Source organism: Streptomyces sp. NPDC006739, assembly GCF_042869815.1.
Lineage (GTDB): Bacteria > Actinomycetota > Actinomycetes > Streptomycetales > Streptomycetaceae > Streptomyces.
Genome location: NZ_JBIAGM010000053.1, coordinates 1 through 24,196, shown reverse-complemented (window position 1 = coordinate 24,196; position 24,196 = coordinate 1). Strand labels below are relative to the sequence as shown.

General features: G+C 71.5%; 21 protein-coding genes and 1 tRNA gene. 8 read left to right on the top strand and 14 right to left on the bottom strand.

What is annotated here, in order from left to right; all coding sequences use genetic code 11:
- Window positions 1–97 precede the first annotated feature (97 nt).
- The 3 genes from ACFYMM_RS42815 to ACFYMM_RS42805 form a co-directional block, all read right to left on the bottom strand.
- On the bottom strand, window positions 98–703 hold the full coding sequence (locus ACFYMM_RS42815) for a lytic polysaccharide monooxygenase (RefSeq protein WP_388397930.1): 606 nt from the start codon (window positions 701–703) through the stop codon (window positions 98–100).
- A gap of 139 nt (window positions 704–842) precedes the next feature.
- Window positions 843–1,967, bottom strand: a complete 1,125-nt coding sequence (locus tag ACFYMM_RS42810; protein WP_388397927.1) for an SPFH domain-containing protein — start codon at window positions 1,965–1,967, stop codon at window positions 843–845.
- Window positions 1,968–2,052: 85 nt separating this feature from the next.
- Window positions 2,053–3,429 carry a peptidoglycan-binding protein gene (locus ACFYMM_RS42805; RefSeq protein WP_388397924.1) on the bottom strand — a complete coding sequence of 459 codons (1,377 nt, stop codon included), beginning with the start codon at window positions 3,427–3,429 and terminating at the stop codon, window positions 2,053–2,055.
- A 190-nt stretch (window positions 3,430–3,619) separates the two neighbouring features.
- On the opposite strand from ACFYMM_RS42805, the gene ACFYMM_RS42800 reads away from it, so the two are divergent.
- The 3 genes from ACFYMM_RS42800 to ACFYMM_RS42790 all read left to right on the top strand — a co-directional run bounded on the left by ACFYMM_RS42800 (window position 3,620) and on the right by ACFYMM_RS42790 (window position 8,113).
- Window positions 3,620–3,693: transfer RNA gene (locus ACFYMM_RS42800), tRNA-Lys, on the top strand.
- Between the two features lie 494 nt (window positions 3,694–4,187).
- Window positions 4,188–6,179, top strand: coding sequence for a glycosyltransferase family 2 protein (locus ACFYMM_RS42795; RefSeq protein ID WP_388397922.1), 1,992 nt, complete (start codon window positions 4,188–4,190; stop codon window positions 6,177–6,179).
- On the top strand, window positions 6,176–8,113 hold the full coding sequence (locus tag ACFYMM_RS42790) for a galactose oxidase-like domain-containing protein (RefSeq protein ID WP_388397920.1): 1,938 nt from the start codon (window positions 6,176–6,178) through the stop codon (window positions 8,111–8,113). The genes ACFYMM_RS42795 and ACFYMM_RS42790 overlap by 4 nt, the downstream gene beginning before the upstream one ends.
- A gap of 54 nt (window positions 8,114–8,167) precedes the next feature.
- On the opposite strand, the gene ACFYMM_RS42785 is transcribed toward ACFYMM_RS42790, so the two are convergent.
- The 6 genes from ACFYMM_RS42785 to ACFYMM_RS42760 form a co-directional block, all read right to left on the bottom strand.
- Window positions 8,168–9,196, bottom strand: a complete 1,029-nt coding sequence (locus tag ACFYMM_RS42785; protein ID WP_388397917.1) for a glycoside hydrolase family 6 protein — start codon at window positions 9,194–9,196, stop codon at window positions 8,168–8,170.
- A 131-nt stretch (window positions 9,197–9,327) separates the two neighbouring features.
- Window positions 9,328–9,999 carry a class F sortase gene (locus ACFYMM_RS42780; RefSeq protein ID WP_388397915.1) on the bottom strand — a complete coding sequence of 224 codons (672 nt, stop codon included), beginning with the start codon at window positions 9,997–9,999 and terminating at the stop codon, window positions 9,328–9,330.
- Window positions 10,000–10,011: 12 nt separating this feature from the next.
- Entirely contained in the window at window positions 10,012–10,668 is a 657-nt protein-coding gene (locus tag ACFYMM_RS42775) for a hypothetical protein (protein WP_388397912.1), read from the bottom strand.
- Between the two features lie 147 nt (window positions 10,669–10,815).
- Window positions 10,816–11,595, bottom strand: coding sequence for an HAD-IIA family hydrolase (locus ACFYMM_RS42770; RefSeq protein WP_388397910.1), 780 nt, complete (start codon window positions 11,593–11,595; stop codon window positions 10,816–10,818).
- A gap of 139 nt (window positions 11,596–11,734) precedes the next feature.
- Window positions 11,735–12,715: a hypothetical protein gene (locus tag ACFYMM_RS42765; RefSeq protein WP_388397908.1), complete on the bottom strand. Its 981-nt coding sequence runs from the start codon at window positions 12,713–12,715 to the stop codon at window positions 11,735–11,737.
- Window positions 12,716–12,866: 151 nt separating this feature from the next.
- The gene (locus tag ACFYMM_RS42760; protein ID WP_388397905.1) at window positions 12,867–13,976 is read right to left on the bottom strand and encodes an ROK family protein; all 1,110 of its coding nucleotides are present in this window, start codon (window positions 13,974–13,976) and stop codon (window positions 12,867–12,869) included.
- A gap of 48 nt (window positions 13,977–14,024) precedes the next feature.
- Between ACFYMM_RS42760 and ACFYMM_RS42755 the strand changes: the two genes are divergently transcribed.
- The 3 genes from ACFYMM_RS42755 to ACFYMM_RS42745 all read left to right on the top strand — a co-directional run bounded on the left by ACFYMM_RS42755 (window position 14,025) and on the right by ACFYMM_RS42745 (window position 16,660).
- Entirely contained in the window at window positions 14,025–15,164 is a 1,140-nt protein-coding gene (locus ACFYMM_RS42755) for a Gfo/Idh/MocA family oxidoreductase (RefSeq protein WP_388397903.1), read from the top strand.
- Window positions 15,164–15,667, top strand: a complete 504-nt coding sequence (locus ACFYMM_RS42750; protein WP_388397901.1) for a heme-degrading domain-containing protein — start codon at window positions 15,164–15,166, stop codon at window positions 15,665–15,667. Before ACFYMM_RS42755 ends, ACFYMM_RS42750 begins: the two co-directional genes overlap by 1 nt.
- Window positions 15,668–15,775: 108 nt before the next feature.
- A complete protein-coding gene (locus ACFYMM_RS42745) occupies window positions 15,776–16,660 on the top strand; it encodes an LLM class F420-dependent oxidoreductase (RefSeq protein ID WP_388397899.1) in 885 nt (294 codons plus the stop codon).
- A gap of 103 nt (window positions 16,661–16,763) precedes the next feature.
- On the opposite strand, the gene ACFYMM_RS42740 is transcribed toward ACFYMM_RS42745, so the two are convergent.
- The 4 genes from ACFYMM_RS42740 to ACFYMM_RS42725 all read right to left on the bottom strand — a co-directional run bounded on the left by ACFYMM_RS42740 (window position 16,764) and on the right by ACFYMM_RS42725 (window position 19,839).
- The gene (locus tag ACFYMM_RS42740; protein ID WP_388397896.1) at window positions 16,764–17,621 is read right to left on the bottom strand and encodes a fumarylacetoacetate hydrolase family protein; all 858 of its coding nucleotides are present in this window, start codon (window positions 17,619–17,621) and stop codon (window positions 16,764–16,766) included.
- 124 nt (window positions 17,622–17,745) lie between these two features.
- Window positions 17,746–18,459 (bottom strand): YidC/Oxa1 family membrane protein insertase, encoded by a 714-nt coding sequence (locus tag ACFYMM_RS42735; RefSeq protein ID WP_388397933.1) that lies wholly within the window; start codon window positions 18,457–18,459, stop codon window positions 17,746–17,748.
- 152 nt (window positions 18,460–18,611) lie between these two features.
- Window positions 18,612–18,947, bottom strand: coding sequence for a DUF6412 domain-containing protein (locus ACFYMM_RS42730; protein WP_388397893.1), 336 nt, complete (start codon window positions 18,945–18,947; stop codon window positions 18,612–18,614).
- A 61-nt stretch (window positions 18,948–19,008) separates the two neighbouring features.
- Window positions 19,009–19,839 (bottom strand): class E sortase, encoded by an 831-nt coding sequence (locus ACFYMM_RS42725; protein ID WP_388397890.1) that lies wholly within the window; start codon window positions 19,837–19,839, stop codon window positions 19,009–19,011.
- A gap of 269 nt (window positions 19,840–20,108) precedes the next feature.
- On the opposite strand from ACFYMM_RS42725, the gene ACFYMM_RS42720 reads away from it, so the two are divergent.
- Complete coding sequence (locus ACFYMM_RS42720; RefSeq protein ID WP_388397887.1) at window positions 20,109–21,584, top strand: beta-1,6-galactanase; 1,476 nt, start codon at window positions 20,109–20,111, stop codon at window positions 21,582–21,584.
- 246 nt (window positions 21,585–21,830) lie between these two features.
- The gene (locus ACFYMM_RS42715) at window positions 21,831–22,844 is read left to right on the top strand and encodes a hypothetical protein (RefSeq protein WP_388397885.1); all 1,014 of its coding nucleotides are present in this window, start codon (window positions 21,831–21,833) and stop codon (window positions 22,842–22,844) included.
- Between the two features lie 45 nt (window positions 22,845–22,889).
- Here the strand turns inward: ACFYMM_RS42715 and ACFYMM_RS42710 are convergent, their stop codons facing one another.
- Window positions 22,890–23,996, bottom strand: coding sequence for a YDG/SRA domain-containing protein (locus tag ACFYMM_RS42710; RefSeq protein ID WP_388397883.1), 1,107 nt, complete (start codon window positions 23,994–23,996; stop codon window positions 22,890–22,892).
- Between the last annotated feature and the right edge of the window lie 200 nt (window positions 23,997–24,196).

Sequence of the window (24,196 nt, the reverse complement as noted above, 5' to 3'; positions counted from 1 at the left end):
AGAGGTACGTCGCCCGCGAAATCCACCGAGCCATCGCCTCCGCTCCGCTACCTGTCCGCGGCAGTATCGCGGCTTGACATCCATAGGGGCATCGGGCTCAGAAGCTGACGTCCGAACAGGCGTAGAAGGCGTTGCCCGTGTCGGCGATCGTCCAGACCGCGAGGATGACGTGGTGACCGCTCAGGCCGGTCGGCAGGGTGCCGCTGTGGCTGAGCGTGGCCGGCGGGCGCCGGCCGTTGTACGGCACCGTCAGGAACGGGGTGGTGTTGAGGTCCGAGCGGGACAGGGCGTGGTTCTGGTTCCAGCCCTGCTTGGTGACGTAGTACCTGAAGTCGGTCGTGGCGTGCATGGCGGTGAACTGCCAGCGGAAGGTGTAGCTCTGGCCGCCGGTCACCCGGGTCGTCGGCCAGGCCGCGCCGGACGGGGTGGTGGGCGAGCTGAGCTGGGCGAACCGGCTCAGGCCGCCGTTGCAGAGCTGGCCGTCGGCGGGACCCGCGGCCGGGAAGCCCTTGGGGCCCTCGACGCTCTGCGGCTCCCACTGGATGTCGCCGCAGTCCGCCACCGTGCCGTTCTGGCACAGCTTCTGCCTGCTGACGGGAAGGTCGGTGTAGCCGTGCCCGCTGGCGCCGCCGGTGGAGAGCGCGAAGGCTCCGGCGGTGACCGCGCCCAGCACGGCGGCCGACATCTTGGTCCTGGTACGCATGCTGCCGCTCCTGGAGAACTCGTGGGGAGGGTTCACTGAGCCGTGCAGGTCTAGACCAAGTCCCAGATTATTGCCGTCCGTTGACCGTGTCCATGACCGTGCCGGACCGTGTACGCGACAAAGGCGGGTCCGCCCCCGCTCACGGCCCCGAGTCGCCGCGCCCCGAGCAGAAGGCCACCGTCAGGTCCCGCACCAGCGTCTTGCGCTCGCAGTCGTCGAGTTCGACCAGCCCCCGCGTGGTCAGCCTGGTCACCGTGTCCTCCACCGAGTCGACGACCGAGGTGAGCCTGGTGGCCCGCTGCCGGTCGTCCAGCGCGGCGATACGGCGCCGGTGCATCGCGTCGGCGACCTCGGGGGCGTACTCCACCCGGACCGGCTGCACCGAGAACACCTCCAGCCCGATGGCCGCCACGTCCGCCGCCACCAGCCGGGTCAGCGCGTCCATGGCCGAGTCGGCACCGGCCCGGGCCGCGCCCGGCACCTCCACCGGCACCCTCGCCAGCGCCGCCTCCACGCACTCCCGCAGATACGTCTCGTGGTCCTCCACCCCGAGCACGGCCCGCGCGGTGTCCCGCACCCGCCACACCACCAGCACCACCACCCGCACCGTCACCCCGTTGCCGTCGGCGGCCGGCATGGCCTCGCTGCGCCAGTGCCGCAGCCGGACGTCGACGCGGCGCCGCCGCAGGAGCGGGTTCACCCAGAGCAGACCGGTGCGCCGTACCGTCCCCCGGTAGCGGCCGAACAGCCCGACCACCCAGGCCCGCCCGGTCGCCCCACGGGCCAGCCCGCCGAAACCGATCACGCCCAGCGCCCCAGCGCCGGCGTACGCCGCCCACTGCGCCGGCCCGGGCCCCGCCCCCGCGGACGCCGGCAGGCGCAGGGCGTGCGCCGCGAGCGGCGGCAGCGCCCCCGCCCACCAGGAGGTGGCCAGAGCGCCGGCCACCCCGCCCGCCCCGGCGAGCACCCCGGCGGCGCCGGGCAGCACCCGCGCCGGGCGCTCCACGAGGTCCGGATCGAGCGGCGGGGCCGGGCGGGCGCGGGCCGGGGCCGGGCGGCCGAGGCGCGGCTGCTCGCCGGTGCCGCGCCGGCGGCCCACCACGGCGGGCCTCAGCGGCACCGCGACCGGGTCGGGGTCGTCACGGAACAGCAGATGGACCGGGATCTCGGTGGTGCACTCGTTCTGGATCAGCCGGACCGGACGGGGGCTCGGGGTTTCCGCGGGCCCCTCGGATTCGGGCGTGTGGGACGTGGTCGTACTCATGCGTGCCTCCAGCCTCCGCGCCAGATGCGTTGCGTTGTGACGAGTGGGTTGCGGGGGGTGTGGGTGGTGGGCGGCGGTCGGCGGTTCACGAGAAGAGGCGGCGCCAGGTCTCCGGGCCCGGGTAGCCGTCCGCCGCGCCGCCGCGCCAGCCCTGGGTGCGCTGGAAGGCCTCCACGGCCCGCCGGTGCTCCTCGTCCCAGCTCGGGCCGGGCTCGGTGGCGTAGAACCCGCCGAATCCTTTCTTCACCAGCTGTCTCCCCAGCCGCGTGACGTACTCGTTGTCGGCGCCCGGCCGGAACAGGGCACGGCCGGGAAACCCGGACACGCCGTGCGAGGCGGGTGCGCCGGGGGCGGGTTGTACGCCCGGCGCGGCGTCCGGCGAGGCTTGTGTGCCCGGCGAGGCTTGTGTGCCCGGCGAGGCGGGGGCGATGTCCTTGCCCCGGTGGCCGGTGAGCAGTTGCCAGGTGCGTGGGCCCGGCAGCCCGTCCGCGTCGGCGCCGCTCCAGCCCTGGGCCAGCTGGAACGCCCGGGTGGCCCGCCGGTCCGCCTCCGACCAGGCGGGGCCCGGCCCCTGGGGGTAGTAGGCGCCGGCACCGCGCGCGATGAGCATCTGGGCGAGAAGGGTGATGTACGGGTTGTTCGCGCCGGGGCCGAAGTAGGCGGCACCCGGGAACGGCGTGGCGGCCTGGGTGTCGGTGGCGGCCGGTGCGGGTTTCGCCCCGGCGGAGTCGGGGGTCACGCCCTTGTAGCGGTAGGGGACGTAACGGCCGGCGTTGTTCCAGTAGGGGTAGGGGGTGGTCCGGCGCTGGGTGCGCGGGGGCGTCTGCTCGTAGGCGGTGTAGTGGGTGTGCGGGGCGTCCGTCCAGCCGCCGAAGAGCACGACGTGCGAGCCGCGCTCGGGGTTGGCCGGGTTGTGGAAGAGCAGGATGTCGCCGGGCCGCAGCTCGGCCCGGCTGATCCTGACGCCGTACTGGTCGAGGGTGCCGGTCTGCTCGTTGCCGGCCAGCCCCCAGGCCATGGAGACGAAGCCGGAACAGTCCTGCCGGTAGCCGTCGGACCAGTACGCGCCCATGTTGTACGGCACCCCGGCGGCCACCCAGGCCCTGGCCCGGTTCATGATCTCGTCCCGGGTGGTGGCGGGGGTCCGGCCCGGGTCGGCGAGCGCGGCCGGACTGCCGGCCGGGCCGTGCAGCGGGGACCTGGCGCCCTGCGGGGTGGCGGGTTCGCCGTCGTCCGGGGCGCCGGCCCGGTGCGGGGCGTGGGCCGCGGTCAGGGCGGCGGCCGGGGGTGCGAGACCGAGGGCGGCGGACGCGGCGGCGGCCACGACCAGTATCCCCCGGGCGGCGGGGTGGCCACCGAAGCGGCCGGCCGGCGAGCGGGGGCTCACCCGCCGCCAGCGGAGGCATCCGGGGCACTCGCACTCGCTCGCCGGGTCGAGTTCCTCGAAGGCCGGAGCCGTCATGCGATTCCCCTCACATTCGGGGTTGAAATATCCGCGACTGTGCACGTTCGCCAGTTTTCCAACCGTCGCTTCCGGGCGCGCCTGCTGACGGTCCGAATGATGTACGGGAGCCGCCGGCCGGGTGGCCGGGCCGACCCGGGGGTGGTCGGGAGCACCGGTCGGGGTCGGGTAGAGTTCTCGGTGTCAGCAGGCGCCGCTAGCTCAGTTGGTTAGAGCAGCTGACTCTTAATCAGCGGGTCCGGGGTTCGAGTCCCTGGCGGCGCACGATGACGATGGCGAGGCATGTTCGCGGATTGCGCGAACGTCCTCGCCATCTCTGTTTTCCGGGGTGCGCCCCCCGCCGACGCGCGATCCGCTGGACATACCGCACCCGCGCCGGCCTGTCGACCACCGACACGCAGAGCCCACAGAATCCCCACTCTTACCACAATGAACGCCTATGACCGGTAAACACCGCGTTTCGCGTCTTGCGATCATGCTGAACACCGTAGAACCCTAAGGGCTCAAGATGCCGCACATTGGCGGCACTTGGGGGGTAAGTAACCGGTTGCCGAGTCTGCGGGGAAAGGGGCCCCGGTCATGAACGGATGCCGAGGGGGGCATCATGCAACCGGAAGGTCACCCATCCATGTCCATAAGGGATGAAAAGACATGGTGACCGTGACCCACCAGTGATCTGCCTGTGAGCGGTCCAGGGGGGACCGAGCGGGCGGAAGGACCGACAGACACGCGGTGACCCGCGTGTGGGGGGACAACTCATGACGTCGACGCCGACGGGCGCCCGGCAGAGCCACGACCAGCACTTCGACCCGTCACAGACCGCACAGCTCCGAGTGCCCGGGCACCGCACCGGCACCACGGGAGCCTTCCGCCGCATCAAGAAGAACCTGCCCAGATACGACTACGAGCACTACAGCCGACTGGCCGGACCCCTGACCCAGCCCGACCCGACCAAGCCGTACAAGGTGCAGTACCGCTCCCTGCTGTCGCAGGAGCCGCACCGCGTACGAGCCGCCCTGATGCTGGGCGCGGCCCCGCTGCTGTCGCTGGTCCTGCTGGCCTGGCTGCTCCAGCCCGAGCACTGGACCCAACGCGACTACCCCGCCTACGACTTCCTGCCGGCGCTCGACGTCGTCATGCTGGTCTCGATCGGCCTGATCGAGTTCTTCCGCTGTCTGAACGTACTGTCGAACGCGCACGCCACCCTGGTCGCCCGCGACCCCGTCCCGGTGGTCCCGGAGACCGGCACCAAGGTCGCCTTCCTCACCTCCTTCGTGCCCGGCAAGGAGCCGCTGGAGATGGTGACGAAGACCCTGGAGGCGGCCGTACGGCTGCGCCATCGGGGGCTGCTGCACGTCTGGCTGCTGGACGAGGGCGACGACCCGGAGGTGAAGGCGGTCTGCGCGCGCCTGGGCGTGCACCACTTCACCCGCAAGGGCGTCGCGCGCTGGAACCAGCCCAAGGGCCCGCACCGCGCCAGGACCAAGCACGGCAACTACAACGCCTGGCTGGAGGCGCACGGCGACGACTACGACTACTTCGCCTCCGTCGACACCGACCATGTGCCGCTGCCCAACTACCTGGAACGGATGCTGGGCTACTTCCGCGACCCGGACATCGGCTTCGTCATCGGACCGCAGGTCTACGGCAACTACGACACGTTCGTCACCAAGGCCGCCGAGTCGCAGCAGTTCCTCTTCCACGCCCTCATCCAGCGGGCCGGCAACCGGTACGGGGCCCCGATGTTCGTCGGTACCTCGAACGCCGTACGCATCAGGGCGCTCAAGCAGATCGGCGGCCTGTACGACTCGATCACCGAGGACATGGCGACCGGGTTCGAGATCCACCGGCACCGCAACCCGGCCACGGGCCGCAAGTGGCGGTCGGTCTACACGCCCGACGTGCTCGCCGTCGGCGAGGGACCGAACGCCTGGACCGACTTCTTCACCCAGCAGCTGCGCTGGTCGCGGGGCACCTACGAGACGATCCTCAAGCAGTACTGGAAGGGCTTCTTCTCGCTGCCGCCCGGCAAGCTCTTCAACTACACCATGATGATCATCTTCTATCCGATGTCCGCCCTGAACTGGATCCTGGCCGCGCTGAGCTGCGCGCTGTTCCTGGGCCTGGGCGCCTCGGGGGTCAACATCGACCCGACCGTGTGGCTGATGCTGTACGGCAACGCCTCCGCGCTCCAGATCGGCCTGTACATCTGGAACCGGCGGCACAACGTCTCCCCGCACGAGCCGGAGGGTTCGGGCGGTGTGGCGGGCATGGTGATGTCGGCCCTGTCCGCGCCGATCTACGCCCGGTCCCTGATGGACGCCGTACTGCGCCGCAAGAGCAAGTTCGTGGTGACCCCGAAGGGCGAGTCGGCGAGCCCGGACACGCTGTTCGGGACGTTCCGGATCCACTGGTTCTTCATCCTGGTCTTCGGCGGCTCACTCGGCGCCGGATTCGCGTTCGGGCACTCCCACCCGGCGATGATCACCTGGGCGGTGTTCGCCCTGCTGATCACCGCCACACCGATCCTCGCCTGGCGGTACACCCTGCGCCAGGAAAGGAGGAAGGCCGCCGCGCAGGTGCGGGCGGGCGGCCCCGTCGCAGCGGAACCCGAGGACGCCGTGCCCCCGGGATACGCGCCGCACGCCCCGCGGACGCGGCCCAGCCGGGCCGCCTCCGCCTCGTCGGGCGGCAGCGGTGAGCAGACCATGCGGATCGCGCTCGGCGGACTCGGGGGACGCAACGAATGAACGACGGTGCAGGTCGCCGCCGGGCACGTCGGTTCGCGATCGGAACGGCGGTGGTACTCGCGCTGGCCGGGATGAACGGGCCGTGGCTGTACCGCTTCGGGACCGCGCAGTACCACGAGTACAAGATCAACAGACCGGAGTACAAGGCCGAGAACGGCCACTGGGACATCATCCAGTTCCCCAAGGAGTACCGCCAGGACACCATCCACGCGGCACTCCTGCACACCGGCAAGGTGCTGCTGATCGCGGGTTCGGGCAACAACCAGGACAACTTCGACGCGAAGAAGTTCGACACCCGTGTCTGGGACCCGGTCAAGGGCACCATCAAGAAGATCCCCACACCGAAGGACCTGTTCTGCACCGGCCACACCCAGCTGGCCAACGGCAACCTGCTGATCGCGGGCGGGACCAAGCGGTACGAGAAGCTCAAGGGCGACGTCACCAAGGCCGGCGGCCTGATGATCGTCCACAACGAGAACCCCGACAAGCCGATGACGCTGCCCGCGGGCACCCGGTTCACCGGCAGGGAGAACGGCAAGACGTTCGTCTCCAAGGACCCGGTGCTGGTCCCGCGCGCGAGCAAGGTCTTCGACCCGAGGACCGGGAAGTACCTGCGCAACGACCCGGGCCTCGGCCGCATCTACGTCGAGGCCCAGAAGAGCGGCGCCCGGTACGAGACCGGCACCCAGGACAACTACCGCGTCCAGGGCCTGACCGGCGTCGACGCCCGCAACACCTACGGCATCGCGCAGAAGCTGGCGCTCGACAAGAAGGACTTCCAGGGGATCCGGGACGCCTTCGAGTTCGACCCGGTCGCCGAGCGGTACATCAAGGTCGACCCGATGAACGAGGCCCGCTGGTACCCGACGCTCACCACCCTGAGCGACGGGAAGGTCCTCAGCGTCTCCGGACTCGACGACATCGGCCAGCTGGTCCCCGGGAAGAACGAGATCTTCGACCCGGCGACCAAGAAGTGGACGTACACCAAGAAGATCCGCCAGTTCCCGACCTACCCCGCGCTGTTCCTGATGGACAACGGGAAGATCTTCTACTCGGGCTCCAACGCGGGCTACGGCCCGGACAACGTGGGCCGGGACCCCGGTGTCTGGGACGTGGACACCAACCAGTTCACGAAGCTGCCCGGGCTGAGCGACCCCACCCTGATGGAGACCTCGGGGACCGTGCTGCTGCCGCCGGCGCAGAACCAGAAGTACCTGGTGATCGGGGGCGGCGGGGTCGGCGAGTCCAAGCTGTCCAGCAGGCGGACCCGGCTGATCGACCTGAAGGCCGCGAGCCCCGGGTTCGTGGACGGGCCCTCGCTGGAGAAGGGCACGCGCTACCCGCAGTCCTCGGTCCTGCCCGACGACACCGTGCTGGTCTCGGGCGGCTCGCAGGACTACCGGGGGCGCGGCGACTCCGACATCTTCCAGGCCCGGCTCTACCACCCGGACGGCAACAGCTTCACCCGGGTCGCGGACCCGCTGGTGGGCCGCAACTACCACTCCGGGTCGATCCTGCTGCCGGACGGGCGGGTGATGTTCTTCGGCTCCGACTCGCTGTACGGCGACAAGGCGAACACCAGGCCGGGGAAGTTCGAGCAGCGGATCGAGATCTACACGCCGCCCTACCTGTACCGGGATTCGCGTCCCTCGCTGTCCGGGGGGCCGCGGACGATCGCCCGCGGCGCCTCGGGGACGTTCACCTCGCCGCAGGCGTCCGCGGTCAGGAAGGTACGGCTGATGCGGCCCAGCGCCTCGACGCATGTCACGGACGTCGACCAGCGGTCCGTCGCGCTGGACTTCAAGGCGTCCGGGGACGAGGTCACGGTGACGGTGCCGAAGGACCGGAACCTGGTGCCGTCGGGGTGGTACATGCTGTTCGTGGACGACGACCAGGGGACGCCGTCGAAGGCGCAGTGGGTGAACGTCCCCTGACCGCAGGGCGGTCGGCGGCCCTCCCGGCCGAGAGGAACGGGAGGGCCGCCCGGGTCAGGTACCGGATCCGGCGAGTCCGAGTGCGTAGCTCGGCCACCACAGGCCCGCCTTCGGGCCTCCCTTGCACGTCCCGTCGGACTCGCCCGGCCGCTTGACCCACAGATAGGCGTCCACCAGGGGGTCCGCCGTCCTCGTCGTCGGGGTTTCCCCCAGGGACCGGCCCGGGGGGTTGCACCAGCGTTCCCCCGGGTCGCCGGAGGTGTAGGGGCCGTTGCCGTTGCGGCTGGTGTCGATGACGAAGTGTTTGCCGCCCACCTTGGCCGAGAGCTGCTTTCCGTAGGCGATGGAGTCCTGGGTGGAGTAGAAGTTGGCGACGTTGACGGCGAAGCCGTCGGCCCGGTCGACGCCCGCCTGCTGGAGGGGCTGGAAGATCTGGTCGGGGTGGCCCCAGCCGGCGTTCCCCGCGTCCAGGTACACCTTCGTGTCCTTCAGGGACTTCAGCTCGGTGATCGCGCCCCTGAGGAGGTCGTAGCGCTCCTCCTGGAACTGGTGCGGTGTGCACCCGTCCACCAGGTGCAGTACGGCGTCCGGTTCGAGGACGACCGTGGCGGGGCGGTCCCCGATGCCCCGGGCGACGCCGTCGATCCAGGCGCGGTAGGTGTTGCCGTCGGCCGCGCCGCCCTGCGAGTACTGGCCGCAGTCGCGGTGCGGGATGTCGTAGAGGACGAGCAGGGCCCTGCGGCCGGACTTCTGGGCGGCCTCGGTGAAGCCCCGGGCCTCCGGTTCCGGGTTCTCCGGGCCGATCCACTCGCCCGTCGGCTGCTCGGCGATCTTTCTGATCCGCTCGGCGTCGGACGTGTTGCCGTCCTTCTCGTAGGCGGCGACCTGCCGGGCCGCGTTGCCGTCCGGGTTCACCCAGAACGGGTCGGCCTCCTTCGGCTGCTGGGTGATCCGGCCGCCCGGGTCCGCCGTCCGGTGCCCGCCCCCGGAGGAGCACCCGGTGACCAGCAGTGCCGCCCCCAGCACCACCGCCGACGCCCGTGCCCGCGCCGAGGAGCCGAGGGCCCCCCTGTTGTCGTACATCCAACTCCCCCCGGGGATGGACTTGTCCAGGCGCCAATCGTGACATACCCACCGTCCCGGTCACGAGGTCGCGCGGGCTCCTTGTGGCAGACATTGCCGACGGCCGTCCGCTGAGCGGCCCGCTCCCGGCGTCACAGGCCGGTGCCGGTGAGGTAGGCGGAGACCACCACGTTCGCCGTGTAGGTGTGGCCGGCCCGGTCGAAGGTGCCGCCGCAGGTGATCAGCCGGAGTTCGGCGCGGCCCGGCTTGCGCGGCCCGTAGGCCTGCCGGGCGTCGAAGTGCGCCCGGGGCAGGACCCGGACGTCGTCGACGGTGAACTCGGCGACCGTGCCGTCCGAGCGGGCCACCCGGATCGTCCCGCCCGGCCTGAGGGTGCGGAGCCGGTAGAAGACGGCGGGCCGGCTCTCGGTGTCGACATGGCCCACCATCACGGCCGTCCCGACGGCGCCGGGTCTGGTCCCGGAGCCGTACCAGCCGACCACGCCCGGCTGGTCGAAGGGCGGCGGATCGACGGCGCCCTGACCGTCCAGGCCCCGGGCCACCACCGGTGCCTGCACCCCGAGGCCGGGAATGTCGAGGCGTTGCGGCAGGGCCTGCCCGAGCGGCGCCGCGGCGGGCGGGAGCCGGGCGCCGGGCGCGGGCCGGCCGACGGCGGCGATGTCACCGGTGGCCGGACCCGACGCGGACTGCCGTACGTCGCTCACCCCACGGCCCCACAGCCACAGCCCGAGCAGCAGCACCGCCCAGGTCACGCCGGTGAGCAGCCGCGCAGTGCCGGAGGAACGCTCACCGTGGTCGGACATGCCACCCGCGCCTCATTTCGTGCCCCGGCTCCGGCGGGCGCCGAGCAGTGCGACGGCGGCCGCCGCGCCCCCGGCCAGCACCAGACCCGTCACCGCCTGCGCGGCGTCCGGCCCGGTCGGGTGGGCGTCCACCAGGGCGAGGGGCGCGGTGCCGCCCCCGCCGGCGCGCACCGGTGCGGTGGGAGTGGCGGGAGTGACCGGAGTGGCGGGATCCGCGGACGGCTCCGCCCGGCGCGGTGCCGCGAGCCCCGCCGTGCGCCCCGCCGTCCTGCCGCCGACCGTGTCCCCGGCGGCCGTCCTGCCGCCGACCGTCTTCCCGCCGACCGTGCTTCCGTCGGCCGTGAACCCGCCGACCGTGATGCTGCCGGTCACCACGGAGTCGGCGCAGTCGACCTTCACGTCGTAGGCGCCCGGTGTGAGCGAGGAGCGGACCCGGCTCTCACCGGTCAGCGTGCCGGAGCCGCCGGTCAGCCGGGCGTCCGCGACGAACGCGGTGGAGACGGCCGTGGCGCTGACTCCGGAGCAGCCCCGCACGGTCAGTGTCACGTCGGAGCCGGGGGCCGGGCTTGACGGGGTCACGGAGACGTCGCCGCCGGCCGCGTACGCCGTCGGGGCGAGCGCGGCCAGGGCGAGGATCGCTGTACAGAGTGTGAGTCGCAGTGAGCCCATCGTGAACCTCCAGTTACCTGAAGGCTCCCCCGCCCCGGGGGCCCCCGCATCCCCGAACGGCGCCCGATTACTCCGTTCGAGCGAGGCCGAACGCGTATCGCCGCTGGTCAGGACTGCTCAGGCCCGGACCGTTCGTGCGCGGCGGGCTCAGACGCGCTCGACGAGGTCCGCGATGGAGTCGACGACCTTGGACGGCCGGTACGGGAAGTTCTCCACCTGCTCGGGCCGGGTCAGACCGGTGAGCACCAGGAAGGTCTGCATCCCGGCCTCCATCCCGGCCAGTACGTCGGTGTCCATGCGGTCGCCGATCATCGCGCTGGTCTCGGAGTGGGCGCCGATGGCGTTCAGGCCCGTGCGCATCATCAGCGGGTTGGGCTTGCCGGCGAAGTACGGCTGCTTGCCGGTCGCCTTGGTGATCAGGGCCGCCACCGCCCCGGTCGCGGGCAGCGGGCCCTCGGTGGACGGGCCGGTCTCGTCGGGGTTGGTGCAGATGAACCGGGCGCCCCCGTTTATCAGCCGTACCGCCTTCGTCATGGCCTCGAAGGAGTAGGTGCGGGTCTCACCGAGGACGACGTAGTCGGGCTCGTGGTCGGTGAGGATGTAGCCGATGTCGTGCAGCGCGGTGGTCAGGCCCGCCTCGCCGATGACGTACGCCGAGCCGCCCGGCCGCTGGTCGTCCAGGAACTTGGCGGTGGCCAGCGCCGAGGTCCAGATGTTCTCGACCGGCACGTCCAGGCCCATGCGGGCGAGGCGCGCCTGAAGGTCGCGCGGGGTGTAGATGGAGTTGTTGGTGAGCACCAGGAAGGGCTTGCCGGAGTCACGCAGTTTCTTGAGGAAGGCGTCGGCGCCGGGGATCGGCACGCCCTCGTGGATGAGGACACCGTCCATGTCGGTGAGCCATGACTCGATGGGCTTGCGTTCTGACATGCGCGGTCTCTCCTGCCGTACGCGGTCTGCGTGCGCCCCAGCCTAGACACAGGTCCGATCTTGCCGGAATGCCCTGCTCACTGTGTGGTCAGCCGGGGTGTCCGGTCAGTCGGCCGGCCGGTCGGCCGGGGTGTCCGGCTCAGCGGCGCCGGCGGGCCAGCAGGAACGCGCTCGTTCCGACGGCGAGCAGGGTGGCGGCGACCGCGAGGAGCCCGTGCGCGAGCCCGGTCCCGGTCCGGGCCAGCTCCCGGGCCCGTTCCCCGGCCTCCTGAGCCTCCTGGGCGAAGGGGAGGGAGGGGTCGGAAGGGTCGGAGAGGTCGGAGCGGCCTGAGGGGTCTGAGGGGTCCGACATGTCGGCCGGGTCGGACGAGACCGGGGGATTCGAGGGGTCGGAGGCGGCGTACGTGGTGCGGGGGCCGGGGCCGACGCTGGAATCGGCGCTCGGGGCGAGGCTGGGAGCCGGGCTGGGAGCGGGACTGGGAGCGGTGGACGCGACACCGGAGCTGTCCGGTTCCGGCACGGTCACGCCACCGTCCTGATCCGTCCCGGGGTCCTGGTCGATGCCGAACCGATAGGCGTTCGACTCCCCCACCCACTCCCCGTCCTGACCATGGCGCTGCACGGCGGCGGCGTTGGCGGTGACGGTGTCCGGTACGGCGTCGGAGGTGAGCGAGAGCCGCACCTTGACGGTGACGGTCTTGCCGGGCGCCACCGAGAACCCGTCGAAGCCGTCCCCGTCGAACACCCCGACCAGCTCCTTCTCGTCGGTGGTCTCGAAGCGGACGGGCCGGGTGCGCGGGCCGTCGTAGAACTCCAGCTTGGGCTGCGACGGCTTCAGCGCGCGCTTGTCGTCGACGAACACGACGACGGGGTGGACGGCGGCGCAGGTACGGCGGGTGGTGTTGGTGAGGTCGATGTACCAGGTGCCGTAGCCGCCCCCGGCCTCGTAGGAGCCGGGGCCGCCGTGGATGCGGGTGGCCAGGGGGAAGTTCCGGTCGTCCGACCCGGCGCAGGAGGGCCCGGAGTCGGCGCGGGCGAGTTCCGGCGACACGGGAACCAGAACGGCGACGACGGCGGCCGCTGCGGCAAGGAAGGGGGACAGGGGCGTGCACAGTCGCATGAGCACATGATCCTGGTGAGGGGGTGGGCGGCCGGCTCCACGCCACTCCGCGCACACCCCCCAATGGGGCAGCGAAACCGCCCGTCCGGCCGGGGTTCCGTCGGCAGGCGCACCCCCGCAGGCCCTCCCGCCCGTCCGCTCACCCGTCCCCTCACCCGTCGCCCCGCCCGAACAACGGCCCCATCAGCAACTGCGCCGCCCCCTCCGCCACCGTCCGCCCGCCGCCGGGGGCGACCCGCACCGGGACGCTCCCGCCCAGGGCGCCCTCCCGCCGCGCACGCTCCTCCAGCACCTGGGCTACTCCCCGTACGAACGCCTCCGGTGCCGCCGTGACCGTCCGGCCGCCCAGCAGCACGAGGTCGATGTCGAGCAGGCCGACGAGGTTCGCCGCCCCCGCCCCCAGCACCCGTGCCGCCCGCGCGAGATCCCCCCGTCGCACCGCCGCCAGGCACAGCGCCTCGATGCATCCCCGGTCGCCGCACTCGCAGCGCGGCCCGTCCAGCTGGATCACCTGGTGTCCGAACTCCCCCGCGCCGGTGCGCGCCCCCCGGTGCACGCTGCCGCCCATCACCAGCCCGGCCCCCAGCCCGGTACCGAGGTGGAGGTAGGCGAAGGAGTCGCCCTCGCCGCCGACCGAGAGCCCGAGAGCCGCCGCGTTCGTGTCCTTGTCCACCACCACCGGCACGCCCAGCCGCTTCGCGAGCGCGTCCCTGAGGGGGAAACCGTCCCACTCGGGGAACCCGGTCACCCGGTGCAGCACACCGCGCGCGTGGTCCAACGGTCCGGGCAACGCGACGCCGACCCCGAGAAGCGAGCCGACGCCGGCACCCCTGGCACCGTCCGTGGCGGAGAGCGCGCCCGCCACCTCCTCGACCCCCCGGGCCACCGCCTCCACCACGGACCCGGCCCCACCCCCCAGGTCCAGTTCCCCCGACCGCTCGCCGACCACGGCCCCGTCGAGGTCGACCAGCACCGCCCGCAGTTCGTCCCGGTCCAGGTGCACCCCGACCGCGTGCCCCGCCTCGGGCACCAGGCGCAGCACCGTGCGCGGCTTGCCGCCCGTGGACGCCCGCCGCCCCGCCTCCGCCGCGAAACCCGCCTCCCGCAGCCGGCCGGTGATCTTGCTGACCGCCTGGGGGGTCAGTCCGGTCCGCTCGGCCAGCTCCAGCCGGCTGATCCCCTCGGCCCCGGCGGTCCGCAGCAGATCCAGCACGAGGGCGAGGTTGTGACTACGCAGCGCCAACAGATTCACGCTCCCCATTCTCCCCTCCACTTGCCCTTTGGCAACAGCGTTGCGAAAGTGGGAGCCATGACTGGCACTGGTACTGGCAACCCCGGCAATCCTGGCGACCTTGGCAACCCTGGCACCCCCGACGCGTCGCGCCCCCGCCGCGTGGGCCTGATCGGCTACGGCCTGGCGGGCTCCGTCTTCCACGCCCCGCTGATCGCCGCCACCGAGGGCCTGGTCCTCGACACCGTGGTCACCGCGAACCCCCGGCGGCAGGCGCAGGCGCGAGCCGAGTTCCCGGACGTCCGGCTCGCCGCCACCCCCGACGAACTGTTCGACCGCGCCGCCGCGGCCGACGCGCTCGACCTGATCGTCATCGCCTCCCCGAACAAGACCCACGTCCCGCTGGCGACCGCCGCCCTCGAGGCGGGGCTGCCGGTCGTCGTGGACAAGCCGGTCGCCGGCACCGCCGCCGAGGCCCGTGCCCTCGCCGCCCTCGCCGAGGAGCGCGGACTGCTGCTGTCGGTCTTCCAGAACCGCCGCTGGGACAACGACTTCCTGACCCTCCGCCGGCTGCTCGACGAGGGCGAACTGGGTGACCCCTGGCGCTTCGAGTCCCGCTTCGAGCGCTGGCGCCCCCAGCCCAAGGGCGGCTGGCGCGAGTCCGGCGACCCGGAAGAGATCGGAGGTCTGCTCTACGACCTCGGCAGCCATGTCGTCGACCAGGCCCTGGTCCTCTTCGGCCCGGCCACCCAGGTGTACGCGGAGACGGACGTCCGCCGTCCCGGCGCGGAGACCGACGACGACACCTTCATCGCGCTCACCCACGCGAATGGCGTCCGCTCCCACCTCCACGTCTCCGCGACGGCCGCCCAACTCGGCCCGCGCGTGCGGGTGCTGGGCTCCCGCGCCGGCTATGTGAAGTACGGCCTCGACCCGCAGGAGGCGGCCCTGCGCGAGGGCCTTCGCCCCGGTGCCGGCTGGGGCACCGAGCCCGAGGAGCTGTGGGGCCGGCTCGGCTCCGGGGAGTCCCCGCTCACCGGCGGCGGCCGGGCCGTGCCCACCCTCCCGGGCGACTACCCCGCCTACTACTCGGCCGTGGCCGCCGCCCTCGGCGGTGCCGGCCCCAACCCGGTGACCGCCCTGGAGGCGGCCGCCGCCCTCGACGTGCTGGAGGCGGCCCGCCGCAGCGCCCGTGACGGAAAGACGGTGACGCTCTGATGCACCACCCGCAGATCACCCCGAAGTTCGCCCCCGAGATCACCCCGACCGTCGAGGAGCTGGAGGCCGAGGAACGCCGCCTGGTCTTCCGGCAGTTCACCTACGACGACGCCTGGGCCCTCGGCTCCCTCCTCGTCGAACTGGCCCGGGAGCGCCAGGCCCCGGTGGCCATCGGCATCCACCGCGCCGGCCGGCGGCTGTTCCACGCCGCACTGCCCGGCTCCACCCCGGACAACGACGCCTGGATCGACCGCAAGCGCCGGGTGGTGGAGCGTTACGGGACCTCGTCCTACCTGGTCGGCGCCCGGTTCCGGGCCAAGGGCACGACGTTCGAGGACTCCTCCCGCCTCGACCCGGACGTGTACGCGGCCCACGGCGGGTCCTTCCCGGTCAACGTCGAGAACGTGGGCGTCGTCGGGGCGGTGACCGTCTCCGGTCTGCCCCAGCTCCAGGACCACCGCTTCGTGGTGGAGGCGCTGGAACAGTTCCTGACCCGGGATTAACCCGCGGCTCCCTCCGGTTGGCACGGAACAGGAGCCCTGGAACACCCGAGCGCCCGCGCACCCGACCGCCTGAGTGCACGAGCCCGCGACCGTGGAGGAACCGAAGCGATGAGTGACGTACTCGAGGAGACCGCCGGTCTGAAGGAGAAGGTCGGCCGATACGGAATCTGGAGTGTCGGGCTGCGCTCGGAGGACCCCTCCCGGCGCGGCGAACTCACCGAGGCCGCCGCCGACCTGGAGGAACTCGGCTTCGGTGCCGTCTGGCTCGGCGGCAACAGCTCCGCCCGCAACGCCCTACCGCTCATCGAGGCCACCCGTACGCTCACCGTCGCCACCAGCATCCAGAGCATCTGGGAGCACGAGCCGGCCGACAGCGCGGCGGCCTTCGAGGCGCTGGAGGCCTCCCACCCCGGGCGTTTCCTGCTCGGCCTCGGGGTGAGCCACGCCAAGCTCGCCGACCAGTACCGGCGCCCGTACTCGGCCCTGGTCGCCCATCTCGACGCCCTGGACGCGGCCGGGGTGCCCGCCGGGCGGCGGGTGCTGGCCGCGCTCGGCCCCAGGACCCTGGAGCTGTCCCGGGACCGGGCGGCGGGCTCGATCCCGTACCTGGTGACCCCGGAGCACACCGCCCGGGCGCGGGAGATCCTGGGCGCGGCCCCGCTCCTCGCCCCCGAGTTCAAGGTGGTCCTGGAGACCGACCCGGCCCGCGCCCGCGCGCTCGCCCGCGACAGCCTCGCCGTGTACCTCGCCCTGCCGAACTACACCAACAGCTTCCTGCGGCTCGGCTTCACCGAGGACGACCTGGCCGACGGCGGCAGCGACCGTCTGATCGACGCGCTGTACGCGTGGGGCGGGGAGGACCGTGTCCGGGACCGTGTCGACGCCTTCCACCAGGCGGGCGCGGACCATGTGGCGATCCAGGTGGTCGACGGAGGCTCGCGCGATGCCCTGCCGCGCGAGGCCTGGCGCAGGCTGGCGTCGCTGCTGGCCTGACCGGTCCCACCCGAGGGGCGCGGGGAACCGCGCGACCGGCCACCCACCGCCCGCGGCCGAACCATCACCCGCGCCCCCGGTCCAGCCGAGCCGGGCGGAGCGCCTACGCGTCCTTGAACTGCTGCCGCTGCCGCCCCAGGCCCTCGATCTCCAGCTCGACGACGTCCCCGGCCCGCAGGAACGGCTTCGGCTCGGGCCGCCCGAGGGCCACCCCGGCCGGGGTGCCCGTGTTGATGACGTCGCCGGGGTACAGCGTCATGAACCGGCTGACGTACCGGACGACTTCCGCCACCGGGAAGATCTGCTCGGCGGTCGTGCCGTCCTGCTTCAGCTCGCCGTTCACCCACAGCCTGAGCGAGAGCGCCTGCGGGTCCGGTACCTCGTCGGCCGTCACCAGCCAGGGCCCGAGCGGGTTGAACGTCTCGCAGTTCTTCCCCTTGTCCCAGGTTCCGCCCCGCTCGATCTGGAACTCCCGCTCGGACACGTCGTGCGCGACCGCGTACCCGGCGACGTGCGCGAGCGCCTCCTCGGCCGAGTCCAGGTAGCGGGCCGTACGCCCGATGACGACGGCCAGCTCCACCTCCCAGTCGGTCTTGGCGGACCCGCGCGGTACGAGCACCGTGTCGTTCGGCCCGACGACCGTGTCCGCGGCCTTGAAGAAGACGACCGGCTCGGCGGGCGGCTCGGCGCCGGTCTCGCGGGCGTGGTCGTGGTAGTTGAGCCCGATGCACACGATCTTCCCGATCCGCCCCAGCGGCGGGCCGATCCGCAGCGCGGTCGCGTCCAGCGCGGGCAGCTCCCCGGCCTCGGCGGCGGCCCGGATCCGGCCGAGCGCGGCGTCGTCGGCGAGGAGCGCCCCGTCGATGTCGTCCACGACCCCCGACAGGTCCCGCAGGGTCCCCTCGGCATCGAGCAGCGCGGGCCGCTCCGACCCCGCCGTACCGACTCGCAGCAGCTTCATGGTCACTATCTCCCTCGATCACGGGCGCCCGGCCGATGGGTGCAGCCATCGGAGGACTGGTTGATCCTCCAAGGTCGGCGTCCGCTCCGCAATACCCGGTTCACGTACTGGACCGTAACCGCCCTCACCGATAGAGCGCGGCGCGCTCCACCGCGCTCCAGGTGGTGCTGGTGACGACGTAGAGCGCGGCGGCCAGCGGCATCACGGCCACGGTGACCAGCGTGAGGAAGGACATGAACGGCATGACCCTGCCGACGGCGGCGAGCCCGGGCACCTGCTCGTCGGCGGCCGGCACGGCGGGACTGTCCGCCGCGGCCGTCCGCCGCGTACGCAGGAAGGTGAAGGTCGCGACGGCGCCGACGACGGCGAAGAGCCCCAGGTAGACGACCCCGGCCGCGCCGAACACCCCGCCGTCGGCGAGGGCGTCGGCCCACCGTCCGCCCAGGGGCGCGGCGAACAGCGAGTGGGTGAGCAGCCCGTTGCTCGCGCCGCCGATCGTCGTGTGGGAGAAGAGGCGGTAGAGGAGGAAGAAGGCGGGCAGCTGGAGCAGGCTGGGCAGGCACCCGGAGAGCGGTGAGACCTTGGCCTCGGTGTGCAGTTCCAGCACCGCCTTCCGCAGCTCCTCGGGGTTCTTCGCGTGCTTCCTCCGCAGCTCGGCGACCCTGGGCTGGAGCGCGGCCCGGGCGCGCTGCCCGCGCGCGGCGGCCCGGGAGAGGGGATGGACGAGGAGTCGTACGAGCGCGGTGAACAGGACGATCGCGGCGGCCGTCGCGGAGGCGTGGCAGAGCGGTTGGAGCAGGTCGGCGAGCCGTTCGACCAGACCGGCGAACACGGACAGCGGAGCGGACAGGGAAACGGACGGGGAGACGGACATGGGTGAGCCCTCCGTGGGGTCTCGTCGTGCCGGAGTCTGCCGGTGTGGACCGGGTCAGAGGTGTCGGGTGGCGGCATGACGACCCGCGCGGGGTCACGGCGAGGAGGAGCGGTGCCCTACGCGGTGATCGTCCGGAGGGCGTGCCCGGGTGCCCTGGGCCGTGGCCGGCCGGAGGCGTCGGGGTCGCGTTGCGGCAGGAAGGCCGTACGGCGGTCGCGGTCGCGGATGGCCGTACGCACCCGGGTGGGCGGCACGGCGGGCGCGCAGCGTGCGGCGATCAGTGAGCAGACGGCGAGCGCGGCTCCGGCGGCCGCGGTCGCGGCGAGCGCGACGGTGGTGGAGAGGGTGCCGGTGTCGAGCAGCGCGACCGTGAGCAGGACCGTGAGCAGGCCAGTGAGCAGGTGGAACAGCGGGACGGGGGCGGGGCGCGCACCGACGCGGCCACGGATCATCGACGCCCCCTCTCTCTCCTGCGGGTCCTGCGTGTCCTGCACTCGGTTATACCCGATGGGATCAGTCTCCACGGGGCCGCGTCGACACCAGCTTCCCCCACACGACCATCCGGTACCGGGACGTGAACTCCGGTGTGCAGGTGGTCAGGGTGATGTAGTGGCCGGGGTCGTGGTAGCCGTAGGCGGGCTGCACGACGGAACGCGGTACGGGTCGTATGACGCCCGAGTCGAGGGACGAGGTCTGCGGCAGGATCTGGTCGACCGTGTACGTGTACGTCGCCGCGCCGGTCTCCACCTCCACCGTGTCCCTGATCCGCAGCCGCGGCAGATAGCGGAACGGCTCCCCGTGCGTGTTCCGGTGCCCGGCGAGTGCGAAGTTCCCCGCCTGGCCCGGCTGTTGGGTCCCGGGGTAGTGGCCGACGTACCCCTTGTTGAGGACGTCCGGCTTGCTCACGCCTTCGGCGATGGGAACGCGCAGGCCGAGGCGGGGGATGATGAGCACGGCGTACGCCTGGGAGGGCCCCGGCCGTGCCACGGCGACGTAGGCACCCGCGCCGTCACCGGCGCCGGTGCCGTACGACCGCTGCCGCCCGGCACCCCCCGTACCCGCCGGGGAAGAGGCGTCTCCGGAGGACGCGGAGGATGCGCCGCCCCCGGCCCCGTCGCCCGCGCTCCCCCCGGCCGCCCCCCACTCCCGTTCCAGCGCCTCCACCTTCCGCTCGGCCCCGCGCCGGGCCTCCCGGTTGGTCCACCACAACTGGTGGACGACCAGCAGCGCGAGGACGACCCCGACCGTCACCAGCAGCTCGCCGCCCGTCCACACCCCCCGCCGCAGCCGGCCGCGGCGCCGCCGGTCACCGTGCCGCACGACCCGCACCGCCGTCGTCCGCATGCGCGCACCTCCTGACCGGAGCCCCCGCACGCTCGACGGAGGCGCCCGCACGATAGGGGCAGCGCCGCCAAGTCACCAGAGACAGCTCCCCACCGGGCTACCCACCAGCCTTCCTCCACGGGTTTTAGAAAGGGCTGTCGCAACTCTCGACAACCTCACGCGTCACACCCGATGCTTCGACTTGGCATGCGGGGGGACGAGCCGACGCCGGCCTCCGCCCTCGGAGAGAGCCGGCGTCCGAGCCGCACGGAGAGGCAGAAGAAACAGCCATGATCCGACGCAGAACACTGCTGGCCGCCGCGGGCGGTGGCCTCCTGGGCAGCGCCCTGGCCACGGGCACCGCCCGCGCCGACGCCACCGTCGCCGTCAACCCGTCGACGACGTACGGCACCTGGGAGGGCTGGGGCACCTCCCTGGCCTGGTGGGGGAACGTCTTCGGTACCCGGGACGACTTCGCCGACATCTTCTTCACCACCAAGTCGACGACCTACAACGGCACGTCGCTGCCCGGCCTGGGACTGAACATCGCCCGCTACAACCTGGGCGCGTCCAGCTGGAACACCGTGAGCGGCACGAGCATGGTGGCCTCCCCCAACATCCCCGCCTTCAAGCAGATCGAGGGCTACTGGCAGGACTGGAACAACGAGGACCCCACCTCCTCGGCCTGGAAGTGGACGGCGGACGCCGCGCAGCGCGCGATGCTGGTGAAGGCGACGCAACGAGGAGCGGTGTCGGAGCTGTTCGCCAACTCCCCGATGTGGTGGATGTGCGTGAACCACAACCCGTCCGGCGCCTCCGGCGGCGGCAACAACCTCCAGTCCTGGAACTACCGCCAGCACGCCTCGCACCTGGCGGCGGTCGCCCTGTACGCGAAGAACAACTGGGGCGTGAACTTCGCGACGGTCGAGGCCTTCAACGAGCCCTCCTCGTCCTGGTGGACGGCGACCGGCACCCAGGAGGGCTGCCACATCGACTCGACGGTCCAGGCGGCCGTACTGCCGTACCTGCGCAGCGAGTTGGACAAGCGCGGCCTGTCCGGCACGAAGATCTCGGCCTCGGACGAGAACACCTACGACCTGGCGCGCACCACCTGGGGCTCCTTCTCGTCGACGACGAAGGGCTATGTCGACCGGGTCAACGTGCACGGCTACCAGGGCTCCGGCGGGCGTCGCGACCTGCTGTACTCGGACGTCGTGACGACGGCCGGCAAGGCCCTGTGGAACTCGGAGACCGGCGACAACGACGGCACCGGCCTGACCCTGGCCAGCAACCTCCTCTACGACTTCCGCTGGCTGCACCCGACCGCCTGGGTCTACTGGCAGGTCATGGACGCGTCCACGAACTGGGCGATGATCGCGTACGACGCGAACACCCTGGCGGCGGGCGCGGTCACCACGAAGTACTACGTCATGGCGCAGTTCAGCCGCCACATCCGCCCCGGCATGACGATCCTGGACACGGGCGTGAGCTACGCGGCGGCGGCCCTGGACAGGTCCGCGAAGCGCCTGGTGATCGTGGCGGCGAACACGTCCTCCTCCGCCCAGACCCTGACCTTCGACCTGTCGGGGTTCACGACGGTGACGGGCGGCTCCGGCGGCCTGGTCCCGCGCTGGAACACGGTCACGACGGGCGGCTCGGACCTCTACACCCCGCACTCGGACATCCACCTGTCCGGCAAGACGCTGGCGGTGCCCTTCGCGGCGAAGTCGGTGCAGACGCTGCAGGTGGACGGGGTGACGGTGTAGGCCCCCGGGCTACGTCCGGGCTCCCCACCCGGGCTACGTCCGGGCCCCACACCCGGGCTACGTCCGGGCCCCACACCCGGACCGCGCCCGCACACCCTGACTACACCCGGGCTCCACCTGGACCCCACAAGGACCGCGCCCGGACCCCACCGGGAGCGCACGGGGTCTGCTCATGGGGCTGCTCATGGGGACGGGACGAGCAGCCCTTACTCCCCTCTGTCACTGGTCGGCGTTACGGTGTCCTCCATGCGCCCCGACACGCCCGCCGAAAACGTCGACCACACCGCGGAAGCGGCCCGCCTGGAGCGGACCGCCGGCCTGTATCCGGAGGACGCCGAGGCCCTGCTCCTCCAGGCCGCGGCCCACCTGGAACTGTCCGGCGACCGCCCCGCCGCGACCGCGCTCTACGACCGCCTGCTCTCCGGCACCGCGCCTCTGGACCACCCCCATCTGGTACGGGCCCTGAAGGCCTCGAACCTGTGGGAGTACGACCACGAGGCCGAGGCCCGAGCGATCATCGCCGGAATCCGCACCTCCGCGCCCCGCGACCCGGCCCCCTGGGTGATCGTCGCGGAGTCCCTGGAGAGCCACGACGAACTGGAGGCGGCGCAGGAGACGTTCACGGAGGCGGCGACACTCCTGCTGACGGACGTGCCCGAGCCCCCGTACTCCACCCACCCCGTCCTGTACGGCCGCCACCGCGTCCGCCGCATGCTGGGCCTGCCCCACGACGACTGGGACACCCTGGCGGACACCCTCCACTCGTCCCCGGTCTCCCTGGACGAACTCCACGACCCGAAACGCGTCTGGTCCCTGGGCTCCTCCAACCCGGCGGAACTGGAAGCGGAGATCTCCCGCCTCCGCGCGGAACTGGGCGCCTACCGGGAGGCCCTGTCCCGCCCGTTCCCGGTGGCGGTCCTGCACTGGCCGGCGGCCGAACTGACCGAACTCGTCTCGGCGTACCCCTCACTCGCGGCGGAGTACCCCTCCCACGAGGAGCACCTGTCGACGATAGAGACCTCCCTGAGGGAACTCTCCTCGTCGGGAACCCCGAACCTCGGAATCGTCACGGGCACGGTGCCGTCGTACGAGGCCTTCGCGGCCTCGGAGGGCACTTCACCGGAGGACGTGGCCCTTCTACCGCAGTACGCGACGACGCTGGCGGCGAGGGGGCGGGCTGTGGTTTGGCCGCCTCAGCGGGGGGATGGGTGCTGGTGCGGGGTGGGCGGGACCTATGAGGGGTGTCACGGGGCGGGGTAGCCGTAAGCGCTATCCACCCCGTTCCCGACGGCGACGGCCCCAGCTCTACTCCTCGCTGGGGTCAGCCCTCCCCATCCACCACTCTCGGTGGTAGCGGATGTAGTCAAGGTGAACCTTGTGCTTTGCATGCCTCTTGAGCTTCGGCCGAATGGTCCCGTCCAACGCGCCAGCCCGTACGATGATCGACCAGTCATCGTCTATGACTATGGCCCCTATATCGAGTCGCACATGGCAGTTGGGGCATAGGCATATGACGTTCGGCTCCACGTCGGGGCCCCTGTGCGGCTTGCCGAGAGGACGGATGTGAGCGCCTTCGCTGTAGGGCTTCCCGTCTGGTCCCAACAACTGGAGGCCGCACACCTGACACTCTCCATCGTGGAGCCTCTTCACGTTCCTTATCACCGCATCGTCCCGCACCAGGCGCTGCACCTGGACGGAACGCGTCTCGGGAAATTTCTCCGCCCCAAGCGATTCCTCATCCGGTTCCCCCTCGGTCACAGCGTCTACTGCCTCCGGTTCCCCTTGTGACAGGTTGTTCCGGGGCTCGCCCTGTTGCGCATCACCCTGCTGCTCCAGCAACTCTGATATCTGCCGCTCCACCGAGGTCGGGTCTTGAAGCTCCTCGGGCAAACGCCTCAGGTCAAACTGGCAGATTTCAATGGGCGTGCCGTCTGGTGCCGGAGACTTCGATATGGCTGTGCGGATGTCCGTGATCTCGTACAGGCCGTCATATCTGTAGCAATTGATCGGCGAATACCGTGAATCACCCTTCCACCCTCGTATGACGCGAATGGGCCAGCCTCGGTCATGGCTCCGCTTCAGGGCGGCATTGTCCTGATACGCCCAGGATTGACTGCGTAAGAGTTTAGTTATCCCATTGACCTTGTATTTGTCCCTGTCGGGTGAGGCTCCCGTGTACTGGACCGTGGTCCAGTCGTCGCGGTCGTCCTCGTACCCCCCGTGCAGCACGATGGCGTCAGCAACTTCACTGCCGTCCTCGTCGTCGAGCCATGAGATGCCCCTCACGGTGTCTCGATGCAGGTCGTTGCGCTTCACCTGCAACCGCCGGTGGAACTCCGCACCTGGAGCGATGCCATCGATGTGACCGATCTTTCGTTCTCTCACTCCGGCATACTGGAGCGAGTTGATCACTCATGTCACCTTCAAATCATGTTTTGACGGATTAGGGATCGACAAGCGATCGGATTGAGCCACCGGAACCTGCCTATCAGCATCGATGTCAGTGGCCCCTGTTACAACTAGTGCCGTATCAGGCAACGTTCGCCCTGTCATGAGACTTCGCACGGTTGCTACGCCGGGTGGTACGGGACAGCCACAATGATCACGTGGCT